The organism is Oceanisphaera litoralis, assembly GCF_016907015.1.
Taxonomy (GTDB): Bacteria; Pseudomonadota; Gammaproteobacteria; order Enterobacterales; family Aeromonadaceae; genus Oceanimonas; species Oceanimonas litoralis.
Map to the genome: position 1 here is coordinate 26,380 of NZ_JAFBBE010000013.1, position 24,412 is coordinate 50,791.

At 58.3% G+C, this 24,412-nt stretch carries 23 protein-coding genes and 1 pseudogene; 18 read left to right on the forward strand and 6 right to left on the reverse strand.

Going from position 1 to position 24,412, the window contains the following annotated elements; genetic code table 11:
* Positions 1-16: 16 nt before the first annotated feature.
* From rpmH to HNR62_RS09350, 8 genes are all read left to right on the forward strand, one after another.
* The gene (rpmH, locus tag HNR62_RS09315; RefSeq protein WP_188630650.1) at positions 17-151 is read left to right on the forward strand and encodes a 50S ribosomal protein L34; all 135 of its coding nucleotides are present in this window, start codon (positions 17-19) and stop codon (positions 149-151) included.
* Positions 151-513, forward strand: a complete 363-nt coding sequence (gene rnpA / locus HNR62_RS09320) for a ribonuclease P protein component (RefSeq protein ID WP_071472259.1) — start codon at positions 151-153, stop codon at positions 511-513. Before rpmH ends, rnpA begins: the two co-directional genes overlap by 1 nt.
* Entirely contained in the window at positions 474-719 is a 246-nt protein-coding gene (gene yidD / locus HNR62_RS09325) for a membrane protein insertion efficiency factor YidD (protein ID WP_204795812.1), read from the forward strand. Before rnpA ends, yidD begins: the two co-directional genes overlap by 40 nt.
* Before the next feature lie 3 nt (positions 720-722).
* Positions 723-2,384 (forward strand): membrane protein insertase YidC, encoded by a 1,662-nt coding sequence (gene yidC / locus HNR62_RS09330; RefSeq protein ID WP_204795813.1) that lies wholly within the window; start codon positions 723-725, stop codon positions 2,382-2,384.
* 252 nt (positions 2,385-2,636) lie between these two features.
* Complete coding sequence (mnmE, locus tag HNR62_RS09335) at positions 2,637-3,998, forward strand: tRNA uridine-5-carboxymethylaminomethyl(34) synthesis GTPase MnmE (RefSeq protein ID WP_204795814.1); 1,362 nt, start codon at positions 2,637-2,639, stop codon at positions 3,996-3,998.
* A 119-nt stretch (positions 3,999-4,117) separates the two neighbouring features.
* Positions 4,118-5,242 (forward strand): Fic family protein, encoded by a 1,125-nt coding sequence (locus tag HNR62_RS09340; protein ID WP_204795815.1) that lies wholly within the window; start codon positions 4,118-4,120, stop codon positions 5,240-5,242.
* 162 nt (positions 5,243-5,404) lie between these two features.
* A complete protein-coding gene (locus tag HNR62_RS09345) occupies positions 5,405-6,181 on the forward strand; it encodes a TOTE conflict system archaeo-eukaryotic primase domain-containing protein (protein WP_204795816.1) in 777 nt (258 codons plus the stop codon).
* 64 nt (positions 6,182-6,245) lie between these two features.
* A complete protein-coding gene (locus HNR62_RS09350) occupies positions 6,246-7,670 on the forward strand; it encodes a DEAD/DEAH box helicase family protein (protein ID WP_204795817.1) in 1,425 nt (474 codons plus the stop codon).
* Positions 7,671-7,676: 6 nt separating this feature from the next.
* Here the strand turns inward: HNR62_RS09350 and HNR62_RS09355 are convergent, their stop codons facing one another.
* Together HNR62_RS09355 and HNR62_RS16450 are read right to left on the reverse strand one after the other, a co-directional pair.
* On the reverse strand, positions 7,677-7,844 hold the full coding sequence (locus HNR62_RS09355) for a helix-turn-helix domain-containing protein (RefSeq protein ID WP_204795818.1): 168 nt from the start codon (positions 7,842-7,844) through the stop codon (positions 7,677-7,679).
* 94 nt (positions 7,845-7,938) lie between these two features.
* On the reverse strand, positions 7,939-8,079 hold the full coding sequence (locus HNR62_RS16450; RefSeq protein WP_204795819.1) for a type II toxin-antitoxin system RelE/ParE family toxin: 141 nt from the start codon (positions 8,077-8,079) through the stop codon (positions 7,939-7,941).
* 571 nt (positions 8,080-8,650) lie between these two features.
* Between HNR62_RS16450 and HNR62_RS09365 the strand changes: the two genes are divergently transcribed.
* Positions 8,651-8,917, forward strand: a complete 267-nt coding sequence (locus HNR62_RS09365) for a helix-turn-helix domain-containing protein (protein WP_204795820.1) — start codon at positions 8,651-8,653, stop codon at positions 8,915-8,917.
* Complete coding sequence (locus HNR62_RS09370) at positions 8,917-10,236, forward strand: type II toxin-antitoxin system HipA family toxin (protein WP_204795821.1); 1,320 nt, start codon at positions 8,917-8,919, stop codon at positions 10,234-10,236. The genes HNR62_RS09365 and HNR62_RS09370 overlap by 1 nt, the downstream gene beginning before the upstream one ends.
* 197 nt (positions 10,237-10,433) lie before the next feature.
* Here the strand turns inward: HNR62_RS09370 and HNR62_RS09375 are convergent, their stop codons facing one another.
* Positions 10,434-11,354: a LysR family transcriptional regulator gene (locus HNR62_RS09375; protein ID WP_204795822.1), complete on the reverse strand. Its 921-nt coding sequence runs from the start codon at positions 11,352-11,354 to the stop codon at positions 10,434-10,436.
* Between the two features lie 142 nt (positions 11,355-11,496).
* On the opposite strand from HNR62_RS09375, the gene HNR62_RS09380 reads away from it, so the two are divergent.
* The 3 genes from HNR62_RS09380 (at position 11,497) to wrbA (ending at position 13,997) form a co-directional block, all read left to right on the forward strand.
* Positions 11,497-12,504: a glutathione S-transferase family protein gene (locus HNR62_RS09380; RefSeq protein WP_204795823.1), complete on the forward strand. Its 1,008-nt coding sequence runs from the start codon at positions 11,497-11,499 to the stop codon at positions 12,502-12,504.
* Between the two features lie 14 nt (positions 12,505-12,518).
* The gene (locus HNR62_RS09385; protein ID WP_204795824.1) at positions 12,519-13,217 is read left to right on the forward strand and encodes a pirin family protein; all 699 of its coding nucleotides are present in this window, start codon (positions 12,519-12,521) and stop codon (positions 13,215-13,217) included.
* A 180-nt stretch (positions 13,218-13,397) separates the two neighbouring features.
* Positions 13,398-13,997 (forward strand): NAD(P)H:quinone oxidoreductase, encoded by a 600-nt coding sequence (gene wrbA, locus HNR62_RS09390; protein ID WP_204795825.1) that lies wholly within the window; start codon positions 13,398-13,400, stop codon positions 13,995-13,997.
* Between the two features lie 190 nt (positions 13,998-14,187).
* On the opposite strand, the pseudogene HNR62_RS16390 reads toward wrbA, so the two are convergent.
* Positions 14,188-14,355 (reverse strand): annotated as a pseudogene (locus tag HNR62_RS16390) (GGDEF domain-containing protein); the annotation flags it as partial.
* 426 nt (positions 14,356-14,781) lie between these two features.
* On the reverse strand, positions 14,782-14,982 hold the full coding sequence (locus tag HNR62_RS09395; RefSeq protein ID WP_204795826.1) for an antitoxin Xre/MbcA/ParS toxin-binding domain-containing protein: 201 nt from the start codon (positions 14,980-14,982) through the stop codon (positions 14,782-14,784).
* Positions 14,983-15,233: 251 nt separating this feature from the next.
* Here HNR62_RS09395 and HNR62_RS16170 point away from each other — a divergent pair, with 251 nt between their 5' ends.
* From HNR62_RS16170 to HNR62_RS09410, 3 genes are all read left to right on the forward strand, one after another.
* On the forward strand, positions 15,234-15,398 hold the full coding sequence (locus HNR62_RS16170) for a type 2 periplasmic-binding domain-containing protein (RefSeq protein WP_239552709.1): 165 nt from the start codon (positions 15,234-15,236) through the stop codon (positions 15,396-15,398).
* 487 nt (positions 15,399-15,885) lie between these two features.
* On the forward strand, positions 15,886-16,335 hold the full coding sequence (locus HNR62_RS09405) for a hypothetical protein (protein WP_204795828.1): 450 nt from the start codon (positions 15,886-15,888) through the stop codon (positions 16,333-16,335).
* Complete coding sequence (locus tag HNR62_RS09410; RefSeq protein WP_204795829.1) at positions 16,332-16,997, forward strand: hypothetical protein; 666 nt, start codon at positions 16,332-16,334, stop codon at positions 16,995-16,997. Before HNR62_RS09405 ends, HNR62_RS09410 begins: the two co-directional genes overlap by 4 nt.
* Before the next feature lie 102 nt (positions 16,998-17,099).
* On the opposite strand, the gene sstT is transcribed toward HNR62_RS09410, so the two are convergent.
* On the reverse strand, positions 17,100-18,320 hold the full coding sequence (gene sstT, locus HNR62_RS09415; protein ID WP_204795830.1) for a serine/threonine transporter SstT: 1,221 nt from the start codon (positions 18,318-18,320) through the stop codon (positions 17,100-17,102).
* A gap of 518 nt (positions 18,321-18,838) precedes the next feature.
* Between sstT and HNR62_RS09420 the strand changes: the two genes are divergently transcribed.
* Both HNR62_RS09420 and osmF read left to right on the forward strand, forming a co-directional pair.
* Positions 18,839-22,957 carry a hypothetical protein gene (locus tag HNR62_RS09420; protein ID WP_204795831.1) on the forward strand — a complete coding sequence of 1,373 codons (4,119 nt, stop codon included), beginning with the start codon at positions 18,839-18,841 and terminating at the stop codon, positions 22,955-22,957.
* A gap of 248 nt (positions 22,958-23,205) precedes the next feature.
* Complete coding sequence (gene osmF, locus HNR62_RS09425) at positions 23,206-24,123, forward strand: glycine betaine ABC transporter substrate-binding protein OsmF (RefSeq protein ID WP_204795832.1); 918 nt, start codon at positions 23,206-23,208, stop codon at positions 24,121-24,123.
* Positions 24,124-24,412 lie beyond the last annotated feature (289 nt).

The following is a 24,412-nucleotide window of genomic DNA, read 5'->3' on the forward strand; positions in this document are numbered from 1 at the left end:
AGCGGTAATAACTACTATGAAACGCACTTTTCAACCTTCAAATCTGAAGCGCAAACGCAGCCACGGTTTCCGTGCTCGCAAGGCCACTGTAGGTGGTCGCAAAGTACTGGCCGCTCGTCGCGCCAAAGGTCGTGCCCGTCTGAGCGCCTAATGGCCCGGCATGCCTTTACACGGGAGTTACGTTTGTTAACTCCCGCCCATTTCAAAAACGTCTTCGACAACCCCGTCAGAGCCGCTTCCCCACATCTCACACTTCTTGCCAAACCAAACGAACTGGGTCACCCCAGATTGGGACTAGCCGTACCCAAAAAAGCACTTAAACGTGCCGTTTGGCGCAATCGGGTCAAACGTGTTGCCCGCGAAGCCTTTCGCCTGAAGCAACACAACCTGCCCAACGTTGATATTGTGGTGATCGCCAAAAAAGGCATCGGGGATGTGCCCAACGACGAGCTGTTCGAGCTGCTGGATAGGCTATGGCGCACGCTTTCTCGCCGCTGCAACGACTCAGCGTAGGCCTTATTCGCCTCTATCAACTGGTCATCAGTCCTCTGCTTGGGCCCAGGTGCCGCTTTACTCCCACCTGTTCGCAATACGCCATTGAAGCCATCCGGCTCCACGGTTTTTTAAAAGGCGGTTGGTTAACCATCAAACGTCTATTAAAATGCCATCCTTTAGGTCCAAGCGGCCACGATCCGGTCCCGACAAAGCGAAGAAAATAAACTATGGAATCTCAACGCAATATACTTGTTATCGCTCTGCTGCTGGTGAGTTTCCTCATCTGGCAGCAGTGGCAAACCGATAATGCGCCGCAGCCAGAAGTGGCCCAGCAAAGCTCCCAGACCAGCACCGGCGACGACGGTTTTGTTCCCGAAGCGGATCAGGTCGATGGCGAAGTGCCCACCGAGGTGGCCCCGGCCGCCAGTCGTCGCCTGGTAACCATCACCTCCGACAGCCTCAAGCTGACCATAGATCCCCGTGGCGGTGATGTGGTACGTGCCGAGCTGCTGGAACACGACGACGAACTGAACTCCGATGACAAGTTCGTGCTGCTCAACAACGGGTCCAACTTCGTCAACGTGGCCCAGAGCGGTCTTATCGGTCGCGACGGCCCCGATGGCAGTGCCAAGGGTCGCCCCGTCTATCATACCGAACAGACCAGCTACCAGCTGGCCGACGGCCAGGACAGCCTGACCGTGCCCATGACCTTCGTCAACGACCAGGGCGTGACCTTCACCAAGACCTTCACCCTCACCCGTAACAATCATGTGGTCACGGTCGGCTATGTGATCGATAACCAGAGCGCCGAGCCGGTTCAGGCCCAGCTTTATGGTCAGCTGAAGCAGAGTGAAGTCAATCCGAATGAAGAAGGCGGCAACATGCTGATGGCCTCCGCCTATCGCGGCCCGGCCTATTCCAGCAGCGAAACCCGCTACACCAAATACGATTTCAAGAAGGTACGCGAAGCCAACCTGAACCAGACCACCGCAGGCGGCTGGGTCGGCATGCTGCAGCACTACTTTGTGTCTGCCTGGATAGCGCCAGAGCAGGCACAGAATCAGCTGTATACTCGCTCGCTGAACAACCAGGGCCAGGCCATCATCGGCTTCAAGGCGCCGCTGGTGACCGTTGCACCGGGTAGCGAACAGACTCTGTCTGCCAAGCTGTGGCTGGGTCCCAAGCTGCAGGGTGAGATGGCCGCCGCCGCCGAAAACCTGGATCTGACCGTGGATTACGGCTGGTTGTGGTTTATCGCCCAACCGCTGTTCAAGCTGCTGAACTTCCTGCAGAGCTTCGTGGTCAACTGGGGTCTGGCCATCGTGCTGACCACCTTCGTGGTGCGCGGTATCATGTACCCGCTGACCAAGGCCCAGTACACCTCCATGGCCAAGATGCGCATGCTGCAGCCCAAACTGATGGCCCTGCGCGAGCGTCATGGCGACGATCGCCAGAAGATGTCTCAGGGCATGATGGAGCTGTACAAGAAGGAGAAGGTCAATCCGCTGGGTGGCTGTCTGCCGATTCTGGTACAGATGCCCATCTTCATCTCCCTGTACTGGGTGCTGATGGAGTCGGTAGAACTGCGCCACGCGCCTTTCTTCCTGTGGATTGACGACTTGTCGGTTCGTGACCCCTACTTCGTGCTGCCTATCCTGATGGGTGCCAGTATGTTCGTCATCCAGAAGATGAGCCCGACCACCATCACCGACCCGATGCAGCAGAAGGTGATGCAGTTCATGCCCATCATCTTTACCTTCTTCTTCCTGTGGTTCCCTGCCGGTCTGACCCTGTACTGGCTGGTGAGCAACGTGGTCACCATCGCCCAGCAGTGGTATATCTTCCGCCAGCTGGAGAAGAAGGGCCTGCACAGCAAAGCCGCTTCTTAAGGGTTTACTGGCCGCCAGTGCCGTAAATCAATACACTGAAGGCGACCCCAGGGTCGCCTTTTTACTGTTCCGAAGACAAAGGAATAAGCTACGCCGACACGCTGTGAATACCTCCGTGTACGCTCTCCGTTTCATCCCTGAAACGGAAGGTCGGCCAAGCTCATTCCTTTATCCTCGCCAGCCGGTTGTGCCGTCTGCCGGAAGAATGCCGTTGCATTCATCGCCAGACTTATTTGTGGAGTAACAAAACAGATGTCGAACGATACCATAGTGGCTCAGGCCACCGCCCCCGGTCGGGGCGGTGTGGGCATCATCCGGGTTTCCGGCCCCCAGGCCGAGGCCGTGGCCCAGGCCGTGCTCGGCAAGGTGCCCAGGGTGCGCTATGCCGACTACCTGCCCTTTATCGATGAACAAGGCCTGGTGCTGGATCAGGGCATCGCCCTGCTGTTCAAGGGCCCCAACAGCTTCACCGGCGAAGACGTGCTCGAGCTGCAGGGCCACGGCGGCCCCGTGGTGCTCGACATGCTGGTGCGCCGCATCCTGGCCCTGCCCGGCCTGCGTCCGGCCCGAGCCGGCGAGTTCAGCGAGCGCGCCTTCCTCAACGACAAGCTGGATCTGGCCCAGGCCGAGGCCATTGCCGACTTGATCGAAGCCTCCAGCGAACAGGCGGCCCGCTCGGCGCTGCAATCACTGCAGGGCGAATTTTCCAATCATGTTCACGAGCTGGTGGAAGCGCTCACTCACCTGCGCATCTATGTGGAAGCGGCCATCGACTTTCCCGAAGAGGAGGTGGATTTTCTATCGGACGGTAAAATTGCCGGCGATCTGTACGGCATCATGGATCGGCTGACCGGCGTGCAGCGCCAGGCGCGTCAGGGCGCCATCATGCGCGAAGGCATGAAGGTGGTGATCGCCGGTCGGCCCAACGCCGGCAAGTCCAGCCTGCTCAACGCCCTGGCCGGCAAGGAATCGGCCATCGTGACCGATATCGCCGGCACCACCCGCGACGTGCTGCGCGAATACATCCACCTGGACGGCATGCCGCTGCATATCATCGACACCGCCGGCCTGCGCGAGGCCAGTGATGCGGTGGAAAAAATCGGCATAGAGCGGGCCTGGAGCGAGATCGAGCAGGCCGACCGCATCCTGTTCATGGTCGATGGCACCACCACCAACGCCCTGCACCCCAAGGATATCTGGCCCGACTTTGTCGACCGGCTGCCGGCCCATATCGGCCTGACAGTGGTACGCAACAAGGCGGATCTCACCGGCGAGGCGATGACGGTGGTTAGCGATGGCGAACATCCGGTCTATCCCATCTCCGCCAAGACCGGCCAGGGAGTGGAAGCGCTCAAGGATCATCTCAAGGCCTGCATGGGCTTTCAGGGCGGCACCGAGGGCGGCTTCAGCGCCCGCCGGCGCCACCTGGACGCCCTGCACCACGCCGACCAGCACCTGATCATGGCCAAAGAGCAGTTGGAGGTGTACATGGCCGGCGAACTAGTGGCCGAAGAACTGCGCCTGGCCCAGGAGCAACTGAGCCAGATCACCGGCGAATTCAGCTCCGATGATTTGTTAGGCAAGATTTTCAGCTCGTTCTGTATCGGGAAGTGAAAGCAAGCACTGTTGCCAACGCTCACTGTTATGAGCCGAATAGCGCACCCATTCGGCTTGATTTGTGAGCCGATTATGAGCTATAAACGGCTCACCGTTTGATTGAAAAGTGGGCAGCCATGACATCTACCTGGATCTGGCAACAGCCAAACTGGCCTTTGTTCTCCTGGAGTGAAGCCGCCCTGGCACCACGTTTACGTGACGTTCGCCTCAAATCAGGTGTACTGACAGGCAAAGCGACAGCCAACCAACCCCAGGATTCTCAACAAGCTCTGGATACTCTGCTACAAAGCATTGTTGCTTCTTCTGCTATCGAAAACGAAACCCTGAATGTACAGTCGGTACGCTCTTCTCTGGCTCGACGCTTAAATGTCACGGAAGAACACCCTTACCCTGTTTCAGAGCAATCCGAAGGGCTGGCAGCCATGATAGTGGATGCGATCCAGGGTTATCAGCAACCTCTGACGCTAGAGCGACTCCTGCAATGGCATGCTTGGTTATTTCCAGACGAGGCTGGCATGCTGGCCGGCCACTCGCTGAAGGTTGGGCAACTGCGTGGCGATGAACCCATGCAAGTCGTCTCTGGTCGCCTGGATAAACCGAAAGTCCACTTTGAGGCACCTCCCCGAGATACGCTAGCAGCCAAGCTTGATCAGTTTATCGGCTGGTTTAATCACAGCTGTAACGAACAGACTCTGGACCCCATTTTGCGGGCGGCACTCTGTCATTTGTGGTTTGTTACCTTGCACCCATTTGAAGATGGCAATGGCCGTATTACGCGAGCCCTGACCGATATGGCATTGGCACAGGCCGACAACCAGAGTATTCGATTGTACGCCATGTCCGTCGCCATTCTGGAGCGGCGCAATGACTATTATCGAATACTGGAACAGACCCAGCGTGGGAACCTGGATGTAACGGCCTGGGTGGTCTGGTTTCTGGACACCTTGGAGCAAACACTTGATCACGCCATGGCCGCCATTGACGGTACTCTGCAAAAGACGCGCTTCTGGCGCGAACATCAGGATGCAGGGTTGAGCCCTGAACAAATCAAGGTGCTTAACCGGCTGCTGGACGGTGGAGAACGAGGCTTTGAGGAAGGGATCAGTGCATCTCAGTACCAGAAAGTAGCCAAAGTCAGTAAGGCAACTGCCACACGGCACCTGGCAGATCTGCTACAAAAAGGATGCATCGATAAATTGCCGGGCGGCGGCCGCAGCACCCGATACCAGATTAAGCGGTAATAATACCGGTACGGCGGTTGCTTATCATAGAGCAGATTAGTGCGGAATCAGAGCGGCTGAAGAGTAGTTCAACCGCCAATACCTCTGGAGGATACATATATCCAAACGAGTGACGAACTCAGGGCGATTGATACCCGACTGGCAGAGCTGGAACGCGAAAAGATGGCCCTGCTTGCCCGCAGGCTGGAGCTGCTGCAGACTGAGCCTGTTACCGAGCAGCTGACGACGCAGCAAAAGGTGGAACTGTTTCAGGGACTATTTCGCGGTCGTGCCGATGTGTACGCCGTGCGCTGGGAAAAAGCCAACGGCCGCGCTGGTTATGCCGTGGCCTGCAGCAATGAGTGGGTTCAGGGCATCTGCCAGAAGCCAAAAATCAAGTGCGGCGACTGCCCTCACCGTCAGTTCACCCCGCTGGACAGCAAGGTGCTGTTCGCCCACCTGTCGGGAAAACTGGTCGCCGGTTTATACCCTCTGCAGCCGGATCATCACTGTCACCTGCTGGCGATGGATTTTGACAAGGCGAACTGGCAGGCAGATGTGAAGGCCCTGGCCCAAGTTTGCCGCCAGGAGCAGATCCCTTTTGCACTGGAAATATCCCGCTCCGGGGCCGGAGCCCATGTGTGGATATTTTTCTCGGCGCCGGTGCCGGCCTGGTCGGCACGGGCACTGGGCTTCAGGCTACTCGACAAAGCCATGGAACTGCATCCTGGTTTGTCCTTTGACTCCTACGACCGCCTTTTTCCCAATCAGGACATGATGCCTCAGGGTGGCTTTGGCAACCTGATCGCCCTGCCCCTGCAATACGAAGCCCGCTCACGAGGCTGCAGCTTGTTTGTGAATGACGAGCTGCAGCCTTATGAAGATCAGTGGGCATTTCTGAGCGAGTTAAAGCGGATCCAGCCCCGCCCGACTGCGGGACTGGGTCGGAGAAGCGCCTGAACCAGCAGCCACGGACGATAGTGCTGCGCCCTGGGAGCAAGGCCTGAAAACAGAGCCCGGACCGGTGCCAGGGTGCCCCGAACGCATCACGGTCACCCTGGCCAATCATGTTTATATCAGGCTGACCGACATTCCCGCTCCGCTGGCAGCACGCATCAAACGCCTGGCGAGCTTTGCCAATCCTGTGTTTTTCAAGACCCAGGCGCTGCGCTTTTCCACCCATGGTATCCCCCGCTACATCTCCTGCGCCCGTATCGAGCAGGGCTATCTGTCCGTGCCACGGGGCTGCCTGGACGAGGTGATTGAACTGTTACGCGCACAAAGCATACAGGTGGACATGGAAGACCACCGGATAAAAGGCTCTCCATTAACGGGGCTTACACTTCGGCCTGTGCTGCGGGACAAGCAGCAAGCCGCCGTCGATGCCCTCACCCAACACGACACCGGCATACTGCATGCGCCAACGGCCTTTGGCAAAACAGTCACCGCCATTAGCGTAATTGCCAGCCGACAGGTCAATACCCTGATCCTGACCCACAGCCGGCAGCTGCTGGATCAATGGAAGGAAAGGCTGGAGTCCTTTCTGGACGGCGCCACCATAGGTGTATTTGGCGGCGGCAAGAAGAAAGCGTCCGGCCAGATTGATGTGGCCACCTATCAAAGCCTGATTAACAAAAAGGATAACTCCATTGCCGAATTCGTCCGCGATTATGGCCAGATTATTATCGACGAGTGTCACCACATTTCGGCACCACGCTACGAGATGCTGCTGAATGAAATCAGCGCCAGATATGTACTTGGCCTCACGGCCACGCCAAACCGTCAGGACGGACACCAGAAAATCATGTTTATGACCGCCGGTCCTGTGCGTCACCGGGCTCAATCCGATCAGCAGTCAGGCTTTGACCAGCGCGTGATAGTGCGAAAACGGCAGGAAGCTCCGCCATCCGAACTCTGCCAACCCGAAGAGCGCCCCCATATTGCCACTGTGTACCGCTGGCTTGCCGAGAACCCGGTGCGCAATAAGGAAATCATTGAGGATGTAATAGCGAGCGTTAAACAGGGCGGAAACTGCCTGTTACTAACCGAGCGCCGGGAACATGCCGAAACGCTGGCTGGCATGCTGTCCGATGCTGCCTTCAGCACAGTGGTGTTGAGGGGAGGTATGGGCGTGAAGGAACGCAGAAAAGTGGAGGCCATGCTGCCCGATGCTCAGGTGGTGGTTGCCACTGGCAAGTACATTGGCGAGGGGTTTGATCTGCCCCGGCTGGATACGCTGTTTCTGGCCCTACCCATCGCCTGGAAAGGCACCTTGGCCCAATATGCGGGGCGGCTTCACCGAGAGGCCACAGGCAAGCAGGAAGTGACTGTCTACGACTATGTCGACACAAGCCTGCCCATGTTGCTCAGAATGTTCCACAAGCGGGAGAAAGGCTACCTGGCCATGGGTTACCGGTTTGTCACGTCGGCACAAATAGCGCTGCTGTAGCGTTTCTTATCCGGCTACCGCCTTATCCTGGGAAAGATGAGGCTCCACCCGGCGTACATTTTTCGCTTCCTGCTCGTAGGTGCTGTGCCGCACATCCCAGAGCTCCACCGCATGCTGAATATTCAGCCAGAACTCGGGAGTGTTGCCCAGCGCAGCCGCCAGCTTAATCGCCATGGGGGCGGTCAGGGCTCCATTATCCCTTGTACACATGCGGGTCCAGATACGTATCCTGGGCTACTCCATCCTGCCAGCGAAAAATTAGCCGATACTACTTGTTCACACGGATGGAACACCAACCTGACAGGCTCCCCTGCAAGTGCTCAAACCGGTTACCGGGCGGAACTCTCAACTCTACTTCATAGAAGGCCTCAGGCCATGCATCCCTGAACTCAACTACATGGTCAACCAAAGTTTTTTAACCATAAAATGCACAACAATGTTGTGCATAAAGTCATCAATTCTACCGATTACCACTTGAGCCTGGTTTGTTTAAAGATCCAAAAAAAAGGTTTTAGAGAGGATCTTGGAGAGGTGGGTAACAGCGTCTGTCCGTCCAGCAGGCCCGTGTTTTTGGGCCTGTGGGCGGCAGCTGTTATCCACCGTTTTGGCGAGGTGGTTAACGGCGTCCGTCCGTCCAGCAGGCCCGTGTTTTTGGGCCTGTGGGCGGCAGCCGTTATCCACGGAGCGGTTTTCACTCTCCGAGCTTACTAGGTTAACCAGATCCTGAGTAAATGCTTGAAGCCTATGCTCTCGACACTACCCTTTCCATGCTGCTGCGGATATCCAACAAATGTGAAAGAGATTATCAGTTTATCTCGTCAGAACAGATGGCCCTGTGTAGCCCACCGGCTAGAACAGATACTGGAGGTATTAACGGTTTTGGCGTGTAAGGCTGATTTTACCTGTTATAAAGTGTAAAACTTGATATACCCTCTACAGCGTGTAATTTAGAAATATCAATTCTATCAGGTAACCCAGCCATGAAAGTCACCAATGCCCATCAGCTCAGCGCTTACATGAAAGATGTCAGACTCACCCAGAAACTTTCCCAAGGTAAAATAGCTGACAAAGTGGGGATCCGGCAGGACACGGTTTCCAACTTTGAACTGCACCCGGACACCACCAAGCTGGAGACCTTCTTCAAGATCCTGTCGGCATTGGAGCTGGAACTGACGGTTCAGCCACGAAATACCTCTGGCACAGACTCAGATAGCGGTGCATCAGCAGGCTGGAAGGAGGAGTGGTAATGGCAGAGCTGGATGTCTATATGAACGGTTACCGGGTTGGCGTTTTCACCCGAACCGGTTCAGGTGCCCATCATTTCAAATACGACGAGGCCTGGCTACGCTTGCCTGGAAGCCGTCCAATATCACTTTCCATGCCACTGCGTCATCAGACGTATCAAGGAAATGAAGCATACAACTTCTTTGACAACCTGTTACCTGATACCCCTGACGTCAGGAACCGGATCCTTGCCAGATACCACGCAAACTCGACTCAGCCTTTCGATTTGCTGTCCAAGGTCGGGGCCGACACTGTGGGTGCCCTGCAACTGTTGCCACATGGCATTCCCCCCGGCGATATTCGAAAAATGGAATACCGGGTGTTATCCGAAAGAGAGCTGGAGAAGGTGCTGACCGGCTATCAGGCGGGTGCACCTCTGGGGATGATCGAGGAAGTGGAAGATTTTCGGATTTCCATCGCCGGCGCCCAGGAGAAAACAGCACTGCTGCTCATAGACGATAGGTGGTGCCAACCCCGTAATGCCACACCAACGACCCATATCATCAAGCTGCCTATCGGCAAGATAGAAAGCCACTCATACGCCATTGACCTGTCCGACAGTGTCGAAAATGAATATCTCTGTACCCTGCTGGCACGGGAGTTCGGCTTGCCGGTGCCTAACTGTTTCATGATGCAGGTGGGCAGCATCAAGGCCTTGGCCGTAGAGCGTTTTGACCGTAAATATTCATCTGACGGCAACTGGCTCATGCGCTTGCCACAGGAGGATTTTTGCCAGGTGCTGAATGTACCATCGGCACAGAAATATGAGAATCACGGTGGGCCTGGCATTGCAGAGATCATGTCCTACCTGCTGGGCTCGGCAAATACCGAACAGGATCGCTATCTGTTCATGAAAGCACAGGTATTGTTTTGGCTGCTGGCCGCGACAGATGGACATGCCAAGAACTTCTCCGTGTTCATTGAGCCCGATGGCCGCTTTCGTCTGACCCCCTTCTACGACATCCTTTCCATGTACCCGGTTTTTGGTGGCAGAGGTCTTCATCCACGTGATGCTAAACTGGCCATGGGCCTCAAAGGGACAAAAGGCAGGAAGTACGGCATTGAGCAAATCTTTCCAAGACACTTCTTCCAAACAGCCAAAACGGTAGGGTTTGATCAGGAGGCAATGGCGCGCATTCTGGCTGAACTGGCAGGCTCGGTTGACACTGCTATCGACAACGTCAGCAAGCAGTTGCCAAATGACTTCCCCAATCACATCCGTGACTCAATACTGGGAGGAGTAAAAGCCAGGTCCTCCCGACTGACGACCGGTAGAAGTTGAACAACCGAGAATATCGGCGGGAAACGATAGTGGACGGAGCCGGAATCACACCATGCACATCTGTGATCTGCTTCTCAAATCGGTGTCTGACTTCACTTCCCCCGACAGGCCCCCAATAAGTCAGCATCTATATGATATTAAAGAAAACTTTACTTTTTGTATCGGGAAATAACACGGCAATGGTGAAATATCAGGCGCTACGGGTTTCTGGCGAGTGCGCCTCGAACGGGGTCGAACTGCATCTGCTTGAGGCGGTCGACAAGCCACTTGAGCCCCTTCCCCATTGTGCCTCGATGCCAGGCAACCGATATTTCTACCGGGGGTCGTGGTGCATCCAGTGTTAACAGCTCCAATCTCCCTTCGGCCAGTTCCCGCCTGATCCGGTGGCGCGGCAAATAGCCGACGCCCAGCCCTTTGCACTGTGCCTCTATTTTGTGCCCTATGGTCGGCACGATAATGCGGCTGCGACCATCCAGCAGCCCTGAGGAGCGCACGGGTAAACGCCGTGAGCTGTCGGCCACTATCACGGTCGGGTAGTCCTGGATAGCACTCGCCGACAGCGGCATCGGCAGTCTGGTCAGCGGATGGCCGGCGGACACCGCGAACGCAAAGTCCACTTTTCCCAGTGAGTGAAGGGCGAACCCCGAAGCAGGCGGAGCCCCCTCGGCCCCAATCACCAGGTCACAACGATCGTCACTCAGCGCGTCCCAACTGCCGCCGAGTACCTCTTCGCTCAGGCGTATTTCGGTCCTGGGCTGTACGCGCTGGAAGGCTTCTATCAGTTCATAAACGGGATCGCAGGTCAGTACGCTGTCGATGCAGATCCTGAGCTCGGCTTCCCAACCGTCCGCCGCCTGGCGGGCCAGTGCCGTCAATTCTTCGGAGGCCTTGAGAATTTGCCGGCCCTGCTCCAGCACCAGCCGCCCTGTGGCGGTCAGCTCTGCCTTGCGTCGGCTGCGGTCAAAGAGCGCGACGCCAAGATCCTCTTCCAGCTTGTTGATGGTGTAGGAGACGGCAGACGGAACACGGTGCAACTCTTCGGCGGCGGCAGCAAAGCTTTGGCGACGCGCTATGGCATCGAGTGTCTGCAGTGCATCCAGAGTGATAAGCGAAATCATAGTTCAGTTTTCCTGATGATAAAGGTCAAATTGTTCCGCTATTAGTTGATAACTCATTTAAATATAGTATTTCCATTGAACAGCAACATTGATGAGATAAATACCTCTGGTCAATAAATTTCAAATAAATGGAGGCACCACCATGGGACTGCTTGTCAACGGACACTGGGTTGACCGCTGGTACGATACCCAATCCAACAAGGGCCGCTTCGCACGCAGCGAGTCGCAATTTCGCCACTGGATCACTGCCGATGGCAGTGCCGGCCCTAGCGGTGAAGCCGGGTTCAAGGCCGAAGCCGGACGCTACCATCTATACGTTTCGCTGGCCTGTCCCTGGGCACACAGAACGCTGATCTTTCGTCAACTGAAAGGGCTGGAGTCGATGATTTCGATCTCCGTGGTCAACCCCTTGATGCGTGAGCATGGCTGGACCTTTGAAGCGGACGACGGCGTGGTGGCCGATCCCGTCTTCCAGGCGCGCTACATGCACCAGATTTATACCGCCGCCGATCCCGAGTACAGCGGCCGCGTCACCGTTCCGGTGCTATGGGACAAGCAGCAAAACAAGTTCGTCAGCAACGAATCTTCCGAGATCATCCGCATGCTGAACTCAGCTTTCGACGGCATTGGCGCCAGACCCGGTGATTATTATCCAGAGGCGCTGCGCACCGAGATTGACCGCCTCAACGCCCGGATCTACGACCGGGTCAACAACGGTGTCTACAAGGCCGGGTTCGCCACCACTCAGGAAGCCTATGAGCAGGCGGTATTTCCCTTGTTCGAGGCACTGGATGAACTGGAGCTGCGCCTGTCGACACGGCGTTACCTGCTCGGCGAGCAGATCACCGAAGCAGACTGGCGCCTGTTTACCACCCTTATCCGTTTTGATCCCGTGTATCACGGGCACTTCAAATGCAACCTGAAGCAGATCGAAGACTATCCGCATCTGGCTGCTTATGTGCGAGAGCTATACCAGTGGCCTGGCGTGGCCGAGACGGTCAACATGAAACATATCAAGGAGCACTATTACCGCAGTCACGCCACCATCAATCCAACCGGTGTGGTGCCGGCAGGCCCGGTATTGAATCTCGATGGTCCGCACGGGCGCGAGCGACTCACGCAGCGTCAGGACGATGACGTGGAAGGTTAAAAGGAGTACCGGCGATGATCGAACGACGACCCTACCGCAAACTGGGCGGCGCCCACCATGGCTGGCTGGATACCCGCCACCATTTCTCCTTTGCCGAATATTACGATCCCGAGCGCATGCACTGGGGCGACCTCAGAGTCTGGAATGACGACACCATAGCGCCACATACGGGTTTTCCGCGCCATCCGCACCGCGACATGGAAATCATCACTTATGTGCGCAAGGGTGCCATTACGCACCAGGATAATCTCGGCAATCGGGGCCGAACCGAGGCCGGCGACGTACAGGTGATGAGCGCCGGAACCGGCATTGCCCACAGCGAGATGAATGAAGAGGACGAGACAACGCAGATCTTCCAGATCTGGATCATGCCCAATGAAACCGGTCTGCCGCCGACCTGGGGCACCAGGCCGTTTCCCAGGGGCGAGCGTAGCGGATTTTTTGTCACCCTCGCCAGCGGTCTGCCCGATGATACCGAGGCGTTGCCAATCCGGGCCAATGCGCGTTTGGTCGCAGCCACCCTTAAGGCCGGTCAAGGTGCCGAATATCACATCGCTCCCGGCCGCAAGGTCTATCTGGTGCCCGCCAGCGGCCGGATCGAGGTGAACGGCGTGGTGGCCACGGCCGGCGACAGCGTTGCCATTCGCGATGAACAGCTGCTGAAGGTCAGTGCCCAGGAGAACAGCGAAATCGTGCTGGTGGATGTGGCATAAGCAAGGAGCCCGGATACCCGGATATAGGTTGGTTTCCGGATACAGATTGCATTGAAGGGGCGCGTTCCCGCCCCCCCGGACACTGAATGGAGATTCCCGATGGGGTTACTTGGTGATCTGATCGCCCGTATAACAAAAAGTACAGACACAAATCAAACCACACCGAAAGAGGATGCAAGAATGACTAAAGTTCTGGTTCTTTATTATTCCATGTACGGCCACATGGAAACGATGGCGCGCGCCGTCGCCGAAGGCGCTCGTGCCGTCGCTGGAGTGGAGGTCACGGTGAAGCGTGTACCGGAAACCATGAATGCCGACGCGTTCACCGCGGCCGGCGGCAAGGTCGATCAAGAGGCGCCCGTCGCCACGCCGGCGGAACTGGCAGAATACGATGCCATCATCGTTGGCACGCCCACTCGTTTCGGCAACATGTCCGGGCAGATGCGCACCTTCTTCGACCAGACCGGTGGTCTGTGGGCCAATGGCAGCCTGGCCGGCAAAGTCGCCAGCGTGTTCACTTCTACCGGCACCGGTGGTGGGCAAGAGATGACCATCACCTCTACCTGGACCACGCTGGCGCACCACGGCATGATCATCGTACCCATCGGCTATACCACGCCTGCGCTGTTTGATGTCTCCCAGGTCGGTGGCGGCACGCCCTACGGTGCATCGACCATTGCCGGCGGCGACGGCTCGCGCCAGCCGGACGAGCGTGAGCTGAGTATCGCCCGGCATCAGGGTGAACATGTCGCCCAAATTGCAGCCAAGCTTAACGCTTAACAGACCCTATCAGTGCCTCTGGAAGCATATACACTAGGGGCGCTGATGACTGCCCTTCAAGGTTTAGTCCCACCGCGAGCAAACTTTCGTAGTCTCGGCTAATGCACCTCACATAATACCCATCCTATTAAACAATCAATCTGTTCGAACAAATGGAACAAGGCCATCAGGCAATGGGCTATCTGTTTGTCCCGTCGGCAACCCGCAGCGGGCAGCCGGCATAGAAACGAATGTTCGGCGCAGCCGTTACCAGCGGATTGTCATAGAAGCGTTCATCTTTGAGGGCGTCGGATATTAAAAACAGGCCTTCACCCAGAATGGTATGACCACAGAAGGATATATCCCGCGGGGTCTCGGCTGCATGAGCCCACCTGATTACGTATGATCCTCAGCCTCGATACAGCCCAGTATCATGCGTGATCCCAATGTGTAGGCAGGTACGGCATGATGGACGACCAAAGCGAGATTAGTTTTCGCCTTGCCATGAGTAGCTTAAACACTAACAACTTTATAAGCTTTTGAATTTACTAAGAATAAATTCACTGAAACATAGCGGAACTTTGTGGATAATCAGGTGAGCCCATGGGCTATCATGGTCGTTCATTAAACAGTTCCAAAAGAAAAAATAGTTATTTTTGAGAAAAGATTCGATGACTTTATTTAAATAAAATCACTCTTATGCATGGATATTTTATTCTGATAACATCCGGAAAGGCGCATGGAAACGAGCCCGTTGCGTGCAGAATCCAGCAACCCCTGCCGGGCAGCAGCGGGACAAGTGACGTCAGGGTACATCACCCTGTTCCAACTGATGTACCAGATCCATGATCTGCTCGACACTCGGGCCTGAATTCAGCACTTCCTGCGGGGTCATGCCTTCCAAACCCATATGCGGGCTATTGAGCCATTCTTCCGCCATTTTCCTGCTGCCAAAGTAGCCAATTGCCGCATCCAGTAGTCGTTGTCTCGCATCGTCCCGCACCATTACTGTCACCCTGCCGTCAGTTAAGTCTCCGCTATCTCCTACAGTATAGAAGCAACAGCACGGCTTTCCCGAATGAGCACTCGTCTTGGCGGGCATCGCCTGGAAAGAAACGCTCGCGCAATACGCAGGCTGGATGCACCGTGAGTCAGATGGTAAGCAGGAAACCCGGCTGGCACGCAGGTGCAAGGATCCGGTAACGGTGATGGTGCTGGCTCTGGGCAGGTTCAAAGAGGTCAACGACAGCCTGGGGCATGCCGCTGCTGTCCAACACCTTTCTGCCCCGGACCCTGGCCCACTTTCTGCGTCTGGCAACGCAGATGAAGGTGGTCCTGAAGACCTATCGTTCGGAAGAAGTGGTGCACAGGGTTCAGAGCCAGACCACCGACATCGGCTTTGCCTTTATCGACGAGCCGTAAATCATTTGGGGCTCAAACAGCACCATCCTTGGCGCGACCGGGAAATGCTCCTGCAATGCTGACACTCCCGCCATCCTTGGCGGTCGGACGTCATGTGCTGAGCGCCACATGGATGCTTGCAACGTGTCGGTGGAGTGGACCCTTTATTCGACCTTTACAGGGCTGCTAAATGGATCAGTTACTTACTCCGATTGATATCAGATAGTCGGTCGAGAATACACCCTTTTCCCTCCCGTTGGCAGCGGAGTGGTCTATCAGTGGTGCTCACCGACGACTCAGAGCCTAAAAAGAGGCAGCTTCCGAGCCTGTAGATACCACTTTAGTTGGCAGGCCCAGCTCTTCTGGGCAATCAAACCACGACACCCTGCTTCGCCGTGATCGACAGCTACCCTCTACCGTCAGCTAAAATAAAGTCAGCCTGTCCAATTCGGCACAATCCGGCCCGGTATTCGGTACGGATCCGGTCGTCAGACGCCAGGAGAGATGAATGAAAAAACCGCTTCAGCACTACCTGCTACTCCTTCTTCTGGGACTGTTTCCGCTCGGCGCCCTGGCGACCACGGCACCCGTTGGACTGCTGGACGGCATGGCCTTTGTCGGCCTCAACGGCGAGGCGGGCAAGTCGCTGGATCCCGACGAGCACGAGGAAATCACCTTTCACAACGGCCTCTTCACCTCGGTGTCCTGCGAGCCCTACCATTTCGAGAGTGCCGAATATTCGGCCAAAGTGGTGGACGATGCCATTCACTTCACCGCCGTCACCGAAAGCCCGACCCACGGCACCATCAGCTGGCAGGGGGTGGTGAAGGGCGACACCGCCGAGGTCAGCTTTGTCTGGACCAAGGAGCGCTGGTACTGGAATACCCGCCGGGAATACTGGTTCAGGGGCACCCGGAGGAATAGGCATGTTACCGAACCCTGCCCGGACGGCATATGAATAGCTCGCATCATGACCCGGCCGGACCTACCCGGCTGATCCGCTCCCTCAGACTCGCCTTGTTGATCGGCATCGTTATCGCGCTGAATATGGGCGGCAGCTGGCTGGCCGGTCAGCTCGACCTGCAGCTGTTTCCCCGGCACGAGGCGCTGATCAACATAATGGTGCTGGCGGCAGTCTGCCTCTATATCGGCCTGATGGCCCTTCCCTTCATGCCCGGCATAGAAATCGGTCTGGCGCTGATGATGCTGCTGGGCAGCAAGGGCGCCCTGCTGGTCTATCTGTGTACCCTTGTTGCCCTGTCGTTAAGCTTTCTGATCGGCAGGATAATCCCTCCCCCCCTCATTTACCGGCTGCTGAGCTGGCTGCATCTTCATCGGGCCTGCGCCCTGGTCAGGAAGCTCGCGCCCCTGAACCGGCAACAGCGGCTGGCACTGCTCGGCGAGCAGGTTCCCGGGGGCATAGCGCCCTTGCTGTTGAAATACCGCTACCTGACCATCGCCGTCGCCCTCAACCTGCCCGGCAATGCCCTGATTGGCGGCGGTGGCGGTATCGGCCTGGTGGTGGGCATGAGCCGGCTCATTCCCTTTCACGGCTTTCTTGCCCTGATCGCCCTGGCGGTGGCCCCGGTACCGCTCTGGTTTTTCTTTTTCGGTGGTTAAGCGGCCCGCTGCCGGTGGCCATCAAACAAGGGGTGAACATTGCCCAATGAAAAAGGCCGCGGGCATAACGCCCGCGGCCTTTGTCGTTCGTCAGGCCGAAGGTCAGGCCTTGTTCTGATCGGCCTGGCAGGCGGCGGCGGTAAAGAGCACGTCGGTGGAGCTGTTGAGGCCGGTTTCTGCCGAATCCTGCAGCACGCCGATGATAAAGCCCACCGCCACGACCTGCATCGCCACCTCGTTGGAGATGCCGAACAGGCTGCAGGCCAGGGGGATCAGCAGCAGCGAGCCGCCGGCCACGCCGGAGGCGCCACAGGCGGAAATGGACGCGATCACGCTCAGCAGCAGGGCGGTAGCCATGTCCACTTCTATACCCAGGGTGTGCACGGCAGCCAGGGTCAGCACGGTAATGGTGATGGCGGCACCGCCCATGTTGATGGTGGCCCCCAGCGGAATGGACACCGAATAGGTGTCTTCATGCAGATCCAGCCGCTTGCACAGGTCCATGTTCACCGGGATATTGGCGGCGGAGCTGCGGGTAAAGAAGGCGGTCACACCGCTCTCGCGCAGGCACTTGAACACCAGCGGGTAAGGGTTGCGACGCGTCTTGTAATAGACGATCAGCGGGTTCATCACCAGGGCGATGATCAGCATGGTACCGATCAGCACCGACAGCAGCCGGGCATAGCCCCACAGGGCCTCGAAGCCGGTGGCGGCAATGGTGCTGGCCACCAGGCCAAAGATGCCGATGGGCGCCAGCCGGATCACGAACTTGACGATGCCGGACACGCCGTTGGCGATGTCCCGGAACAAGTGCTTGCTGGAGTCGGCACCGTGGCGCATGGCCAGACCCAGACCGATGGCCCAGGCCAGAACACCGATGAAATTACCGGTCAGCAGCGCATTGACCGGATTATCCACCACCTTGAACAGCAGCGTCTGCATCACCTCGCCGATGCCCTCGGGCGGTGAGGCGTCGGCGCCGTTGGTCGCCAGCACCAGCTCGGTGGGGAAGGCAAAGCTCATCAGCACGGCGGTCAGGGCGGCAACAAAGGTACCCAGCAGGTAGAGTGACAGTATGGGCTTGATGCTGGTCTGGTTGCCTTGCTTGTGGTTGGCGATGGACGAGGCCACCAGCACGAACACCAGCACCGGCGCCACGGCCTTGAGCGCGCTCACAAAGAGGCTGCCCAGCAGGCCGACCGAGGTGGCGGTGGCCGGTGATGCCACCGCCAGCAGAGTACCGGCGATGATGCCGATCAGGATTTGCGTGACTAGGCTGCCGCTGTTGGCGACCCGCAGCAGAAGAGGTTGTGTTTGGTTCATAGTCATCCTTTGATGGCAAAAAATCCATCTCATACACTAAAGAGTTGCCGCGACTTTATAGCAGAACCGGTGAGAAAAAAACCAAAAGTGTAGCAATTGACACACTAGGACCCCTTTTTTATGCTGGTTTTGGATATATAAGAAGCTATAAGCCTTATTTTTAGAAATAAAAAACGCCTTGGCCACTGGCATCAATTCGCTTCCAGCCAGAAAAACCACGACTCGGACTCGGTCATATCCGCGAAGGCTCTGTCATCTCCGCGAAGGCGGAGATCCAGGGCATATAGCACTGGATTCCCGCCTGCGCGGGAAGGACGACAGCAGACCCAGATAATTATTCAGCCAGAAGATGCCGGTTGTTCAGGCAACCCGGATCTATTGCCATTTGGCTCTATTTTCTGCCAGCGCCTGCTACGCTTATCAGTCTGTTGGCTAACCTCTTGCCCATCCGAGAACTATGCCTGTAACAATGTCCGGAACCATGCCGATATTGCCGCCGCTGCCAAGGAAGGAACCTTATGCGCCCTGTCGTCACGCTTTTACTCTTGATGCTGACCCTGCTTCCGCTCTCGGTCCGGGCTCAGAGCCCGGAGCAGGTACCCGCCCCGCTGCAACCCTGGGTCGACTGGGTGCTGCACGGCGAGGAGCAGCGCCACTGTCCCTTTATCCATAACCAGGGTGCCGCCTATCAATGTGCCTGGCCTACCCGGCTGGATCTCGCTCTGACCGATAATGGCGGACGCTTCAGCCAGCAATGGCAACTCTACCGGGACAGCTGGGTGCAACTGCCCGGCGATCGGAAACACTGGCCCCGGCAGGTCACCGTTAACGGCGAGCCGGTGCCGGTATCGGCGGATAAGGGCAACCCCCGAATAAAACTGCCCACCGGGCGGCATCAGGTCGAAGGCCAATGGCAGTGGACCCGATTGCCGAAAAGCCTGTCCCTGAACCCGACTACCGGCTTGCTGTCGCTTACTATCAATAATAAACCCATAGCATGGCCGGAACTGGATAACGCTGCTCACGATAGCGCTTCTCCCGATAAGCCGGTCCGCCTCTGGCTGGGCCAGCGCAAAAGCGGCGCCGAGGACAAACCACCCCAGGGAGATGCACTGACCCTGCAGGTGTATCGCAAGGTCGAAGACAGCATTCCCCTGCTGGTGACCACCCGCCTCGATATGGAGGTGGCCGGCGAGCAACGGGAACTGCTGCTGGGCCCTGTGCTGCTCGACCGGCAGATCCCGCTGCAGCTAAACAGTCCCCTGCCCGCCCGGCTGGAGCCGGACGGTCGACTGCGGGTGCAGGTACGCCCGGGCCGCTGGAGCCTCAGCCTGATCAGCCGCCACCCGGGCAATGTCACGGATATCGCCCTGCCCGCCATACCGGCCCCCTGGCCCGCACAGGAAGTCTGGGTATTCCAGGCGGTCAATCAGCTGCGCCTGGTCGAGGTCGACAACCTGGTTTCCATCGATCCGCGACAGACCCGGCTGCCCGACGACTGGCAAAGTCTGCCCGCCTACCTGCTTGATCAGGGGGACCGGATGCGGCTCAGGGTTATCCGGCGCGGAGACCGGGAGCCCGAACCCGACAAGCTCGGCCTGGCGCGCCAGCTGTGGCTGGATTTCGACGGCGGCGGTTACACTGTACAGGATACCATCAGCGGCAGCATGACCCGGGGCTGGCGGCTGGAAGCCACACCGGGGCTACAACTGGGCCGGGTGGCCATCGACGGTCAGCCCCGGTTTATTACCCGTCGGGAAGGTTCGGATCAACTGGGCGTGGAAGTACGTCGGGGCACCCTCAATCTCGGTGCCGACAGTCGCTACGAGGGGAACATCGGCACCCTGCCTGCGGTGGGCTGGGATACCGACCTGCAGCGCCTGAATACCCGGCTGCATCTGCCGCCGGGCTGGACGCTGTTCTCGGCCGCGGGCATGGACAATGCGCCCCATACCTGGCTGCAGCGCTGGACCTTGCTGGATTTGTTTCTGGTACTGATCGCCGCCGTTGCCGCCTATCGGCTCTGGGGCTGGCAATGGGGCTTGCTGACCCTGCTGACCCTGGTGCTGATCTGGCACCAGTCCAGCGGCCTGGGCCCGCCGCGCTGGGTCTGGCTGCATCTGCTGGCGGCCACGGCACTACTGCGGGTGTTGCCCGCCGGACGGCTGCGACAAGGGATGATCGGTTATCGCAATCTCAGCCTGCTGGTACTGCTATTCATCGCCATTCCCTTCATGGTGGCCGAGGTGCGTACCGCCATGTACCCGCAGTTGGCACCCGCTTCGCCACAGTCCCCCTTCGCCATTGAAGCCGAGGCCCCTATGGAAATGACAACCGGCGCCGATCAGGCATTGCCGGCGACGGCCCCGTTACGGGAACTGGCCCACAAGCAACGGGCCTCGTCTCATGCGTCCGGCCAGAGTACACCGCTGACGCAACTCGATCCCGATGCCAGGGTGCAGACCGGCCCCGGCCTGCCGAACTGGCAATGGAACAGCGTGGATCTGAGCTGGAACGGGCCGGTCCAGCGGGATCAGCAGATCCGGCTGCGGCTGCTGCCACCGGGCATAAACCTGCTGCTGAACCTGCTGCGGGTGGGGCTGATCAGCCTGCTGGTGCTGCGCATGGCGGGCGTGAGCTTCAGCCGGGGTCGCGGCTTTCATCTGCAACAGGGCCTGTTGTCGGCCCTGATCCCGATATGGATTCTGATACCACTGCTGTTGCTGGTCCTGCCAGCGCCAGCACAGGCGGAGATGCCGGATGCCCGCCTGCTAGAGCAACTGAAAACCCGACTGCTGGCCCCGCCCGACTGTTTGCCCGACTGTGCCCAGATATCAGCCATGCGACTGGCCGCCAGTCCGCAACAACTCGAGGTAGAACTGGAAGTGCACACCCAGGAAGCGGTGGCCGTGCCCCTGCCGGCCAACACCGATCACTGGATGCCGCGCCGGGTACTGATAGCGGAGGAAGTCGCCGAGGCGCTGCTGCGTGATAAAAACGGCACCCTTTATCTGCGGCTGCCGGCGGGCATTCACCGGGTCAGCCTAGGCGGCCCCCTGCCCGATCAGGGTGGCGTTCAGCTGCCCCTGAGCCTGCATCCTCATCGGGTGGATGCACTGTTGAACGGCTGGACCCTGCAAGGGGTGGATGAGAACGGCGTGCCCGGCGCCCAACTGCTGCTGAATCGAATTCGGCCCGAAAGCGTCGCGCCGGGGCCGACCAGGCTGGAGCCCGGTGTACTGCCGGACTTTGTACGGGTAGAGCGAATATTGCGGCTCGATCTGGACTGGATGGTCGAAACCCGAGTATCCCGCCAGTCTCCGATCGGACAGCCGATAGCGCTGGAGATACCCCTGCTGCCGGGTGAGTCGGTACTCACCGATGGTATGCGGGTAGAGGAAGATAAGGTCATGTTTACCCTGTCCGCCAGCCAGCAAGCGGCACACTGGCAGTCCCGTCTGGAAAAGACGCCGAGCCTTACCCTTACCGCGCCCGACACCCGTCGCTGGATCGAGGTATGGCGGCTGGATACCAGCCCAATCTGGCACCTGGAAAGCAGTGGCATACCAGTGATCCATCATCAGGATCAAACCGGCAACTGGCTGCCGGAATGGCGCCCCTGGCCCGGAGAACAGCTCAGGTTCGATATCAGCCGCCCCGCCGGGGTGGATGGCCAGACCCTGACCATAGACAGCACCCGGCTGCGGGTGCAGCCCGGCAAGCGCGCCATCGACGCCAGCCTGCAACTGCAGCTGCGCAGCAGCCAGGGCGGCCAGCACAGCCTGCAACTGCCCGACAATATAGAACTGCAGTCGGTCAGCATCAACGGCAAGGTGCAGCCCATCCGCCTGCAGGGCCGCACCCTGACCTTTCCGCTGACGCCGGGGGCCCAGACCCTGGAGCTGGCCTGGCGTCATGACGACGGTATCCGTTCGCTGTTTACCACCCCCCGGGTCGGGCTAAACAGCGCCAGCGTCAACAACAGCATGGAACTGGAGCTGGGCCGGGATCGCTGGATCCTGTTCGCCATGGGGCCACAGCTGGGCCCGGCGGTGCTATTCTGGAGCCTGTTGGCCATCACCCTGCTGCTGGCCGTCGGCCTCGCCCGGGTACCCTTCACCCCGCTTCGCCTGCATCACTGGCTGTTTCTGGGCATAGGGCTGACCCAGGTTCCCCTGTGGATGGCGCTGGTGGTAGTGGCCTGGTTACTGGCCCTCGGCCTGCGCGGCCGCTGGCAGCATGCCGAGGCTGGCCGGCTGTTCAACTTGGTGCAAATCGGCCTGGTGCTGCTGACCCTGGCCGCGCTGAGCTATCTGTTCTACGCCATACAGCAGGGTCTGCTGGGCCTGCCCGACATGCAGATCAGCGGCAACAACTCCTACGCCAATACCCTGCGCTGGTATCAGGATCGGAGCGCCGGGGAGCTGCCCATCGCCTGGGTGCTGTCGGTGCCACTGCTGGTATATCGACTGCTGATGCTGGCCTGGGCCCTGTGGCTGGCCTTTTCCCTGCTGAACTGGCTGCGCTGGGGCTGGGGCTGTTTCTCCAGCCACGGCCTCTGGCGGCCCTTCAACCTGCGCATAGCACGCGGCGGCAAGAAGGAGCCGCCGGGCAGCGACAAGCCTCCCAAGAGCTGAATAACGAAGGCCAGACCGTCGAACAAAGGGATCTGCTCCGGAGTCGCCTGTTGGCGTCGTCTGCAGGCAGATCGGAGTTACAGAAGAGGCAGCTGTGTTGCCTCTGGCACTACAGCACGCAGACAGTTGAATACCGGTTAACGGTTTACCGGGGGGCGAGCTTTGCATAGAGTACCCTTATGCTGTTCGGGACTCATTTATCCAGGCTCATTTTTCCAGGCTCATTTATCCAGACAAGGAACAACAACATGAAAACGTCGCTGGCTTCGGCCCTGCTTACCCTCGCCATGGCCGTGGCCCAGCCCGGCCTGGCCGCCGAGCCTATCGTGGTGTCTTCCAAGATCGACACCGAAGGCGGTCTACTGGGCAATGTTATTTATCTGGCGCTGGAAGATGCCGGACTCGATGTAGAGAACCGCACCCAGCTGGGCGGCACCCCCATAGTGCGCAAGGCCATTACCTCCGGCGAGATCGATATCTACCCCGAATACACCGGCAACGCCGCCTTCTTCCACAAGCGAGAGGAAGATCCGGCCTGGAGACACTTTGAGCAGGGCTACGAGCTGGCCAAACAGCTGGATTACGACCAGCACCAACTGGTCTGGCTGACCCCGGCCAACGCCAACAACACCTGGGCCATAGCGCTGCGCAAAGATATTGCCGATAGTAACCAGTTACATACCATGTCCGATTTCGGCCGTTACGTGACCCAGGGCGGCGACATAAAACTGGCCGCCTCGGCCGAGTTTGTGTCCAGCCCGGCGGTGCTGCCCGCCTTTCAGCAGACCTATGACTTCATCCTGAGCGACGATCAGCTGCTGGTGCTGGCCGGCGGCAATACCGCCGCCACCATCAAGGCGGCGGCGCTGCAGACCGACAACACCAATGCGGCCATGGTGTACGGCACCGACGGCGCCATTGCCTCGGTCGGCCTGGTGGTAATGGCAGACGACAAGGGGGTGCAACCCGTGTATGCGCCGGCGCCTATAGTGCGCGAGCAGATCCTGCAGGCGCACCCGGAAATCGCCACCGTTCTGGAACCCATTTTCCAGTCGCTGAACGTCACCACCCTGCAGCAGCTGAACAGCCGCATCGCCATCGGTGGCGAAAGCGCCCGGGCGGTTGCCAGAAGCTACCTGTCCGACAAGGGCTTTTTGAAGGACTGACGTCTGTTTCGGCATTCGAGCCGATACGCAGAATAGGTTTACGGCGTATCTGTATGATTACCAATCATATATTGGGTCGGTACGACAGAGGCAACACAGCCGCCTCCCACGACACGCTACGGATAAACGACACCCACAGTTTCAACCTGCTGCGAACATTCACTGGATGTTCGGTCAGGCTGAAACTGTTCGTCACGGCGAGACAAGCTCGCCCCATGTAAGCTCGGACATGCCATCTGACCGCCAGGGATGGCGGGAATGCCGAAACGGCAGGAGCATTTTTCGGCCC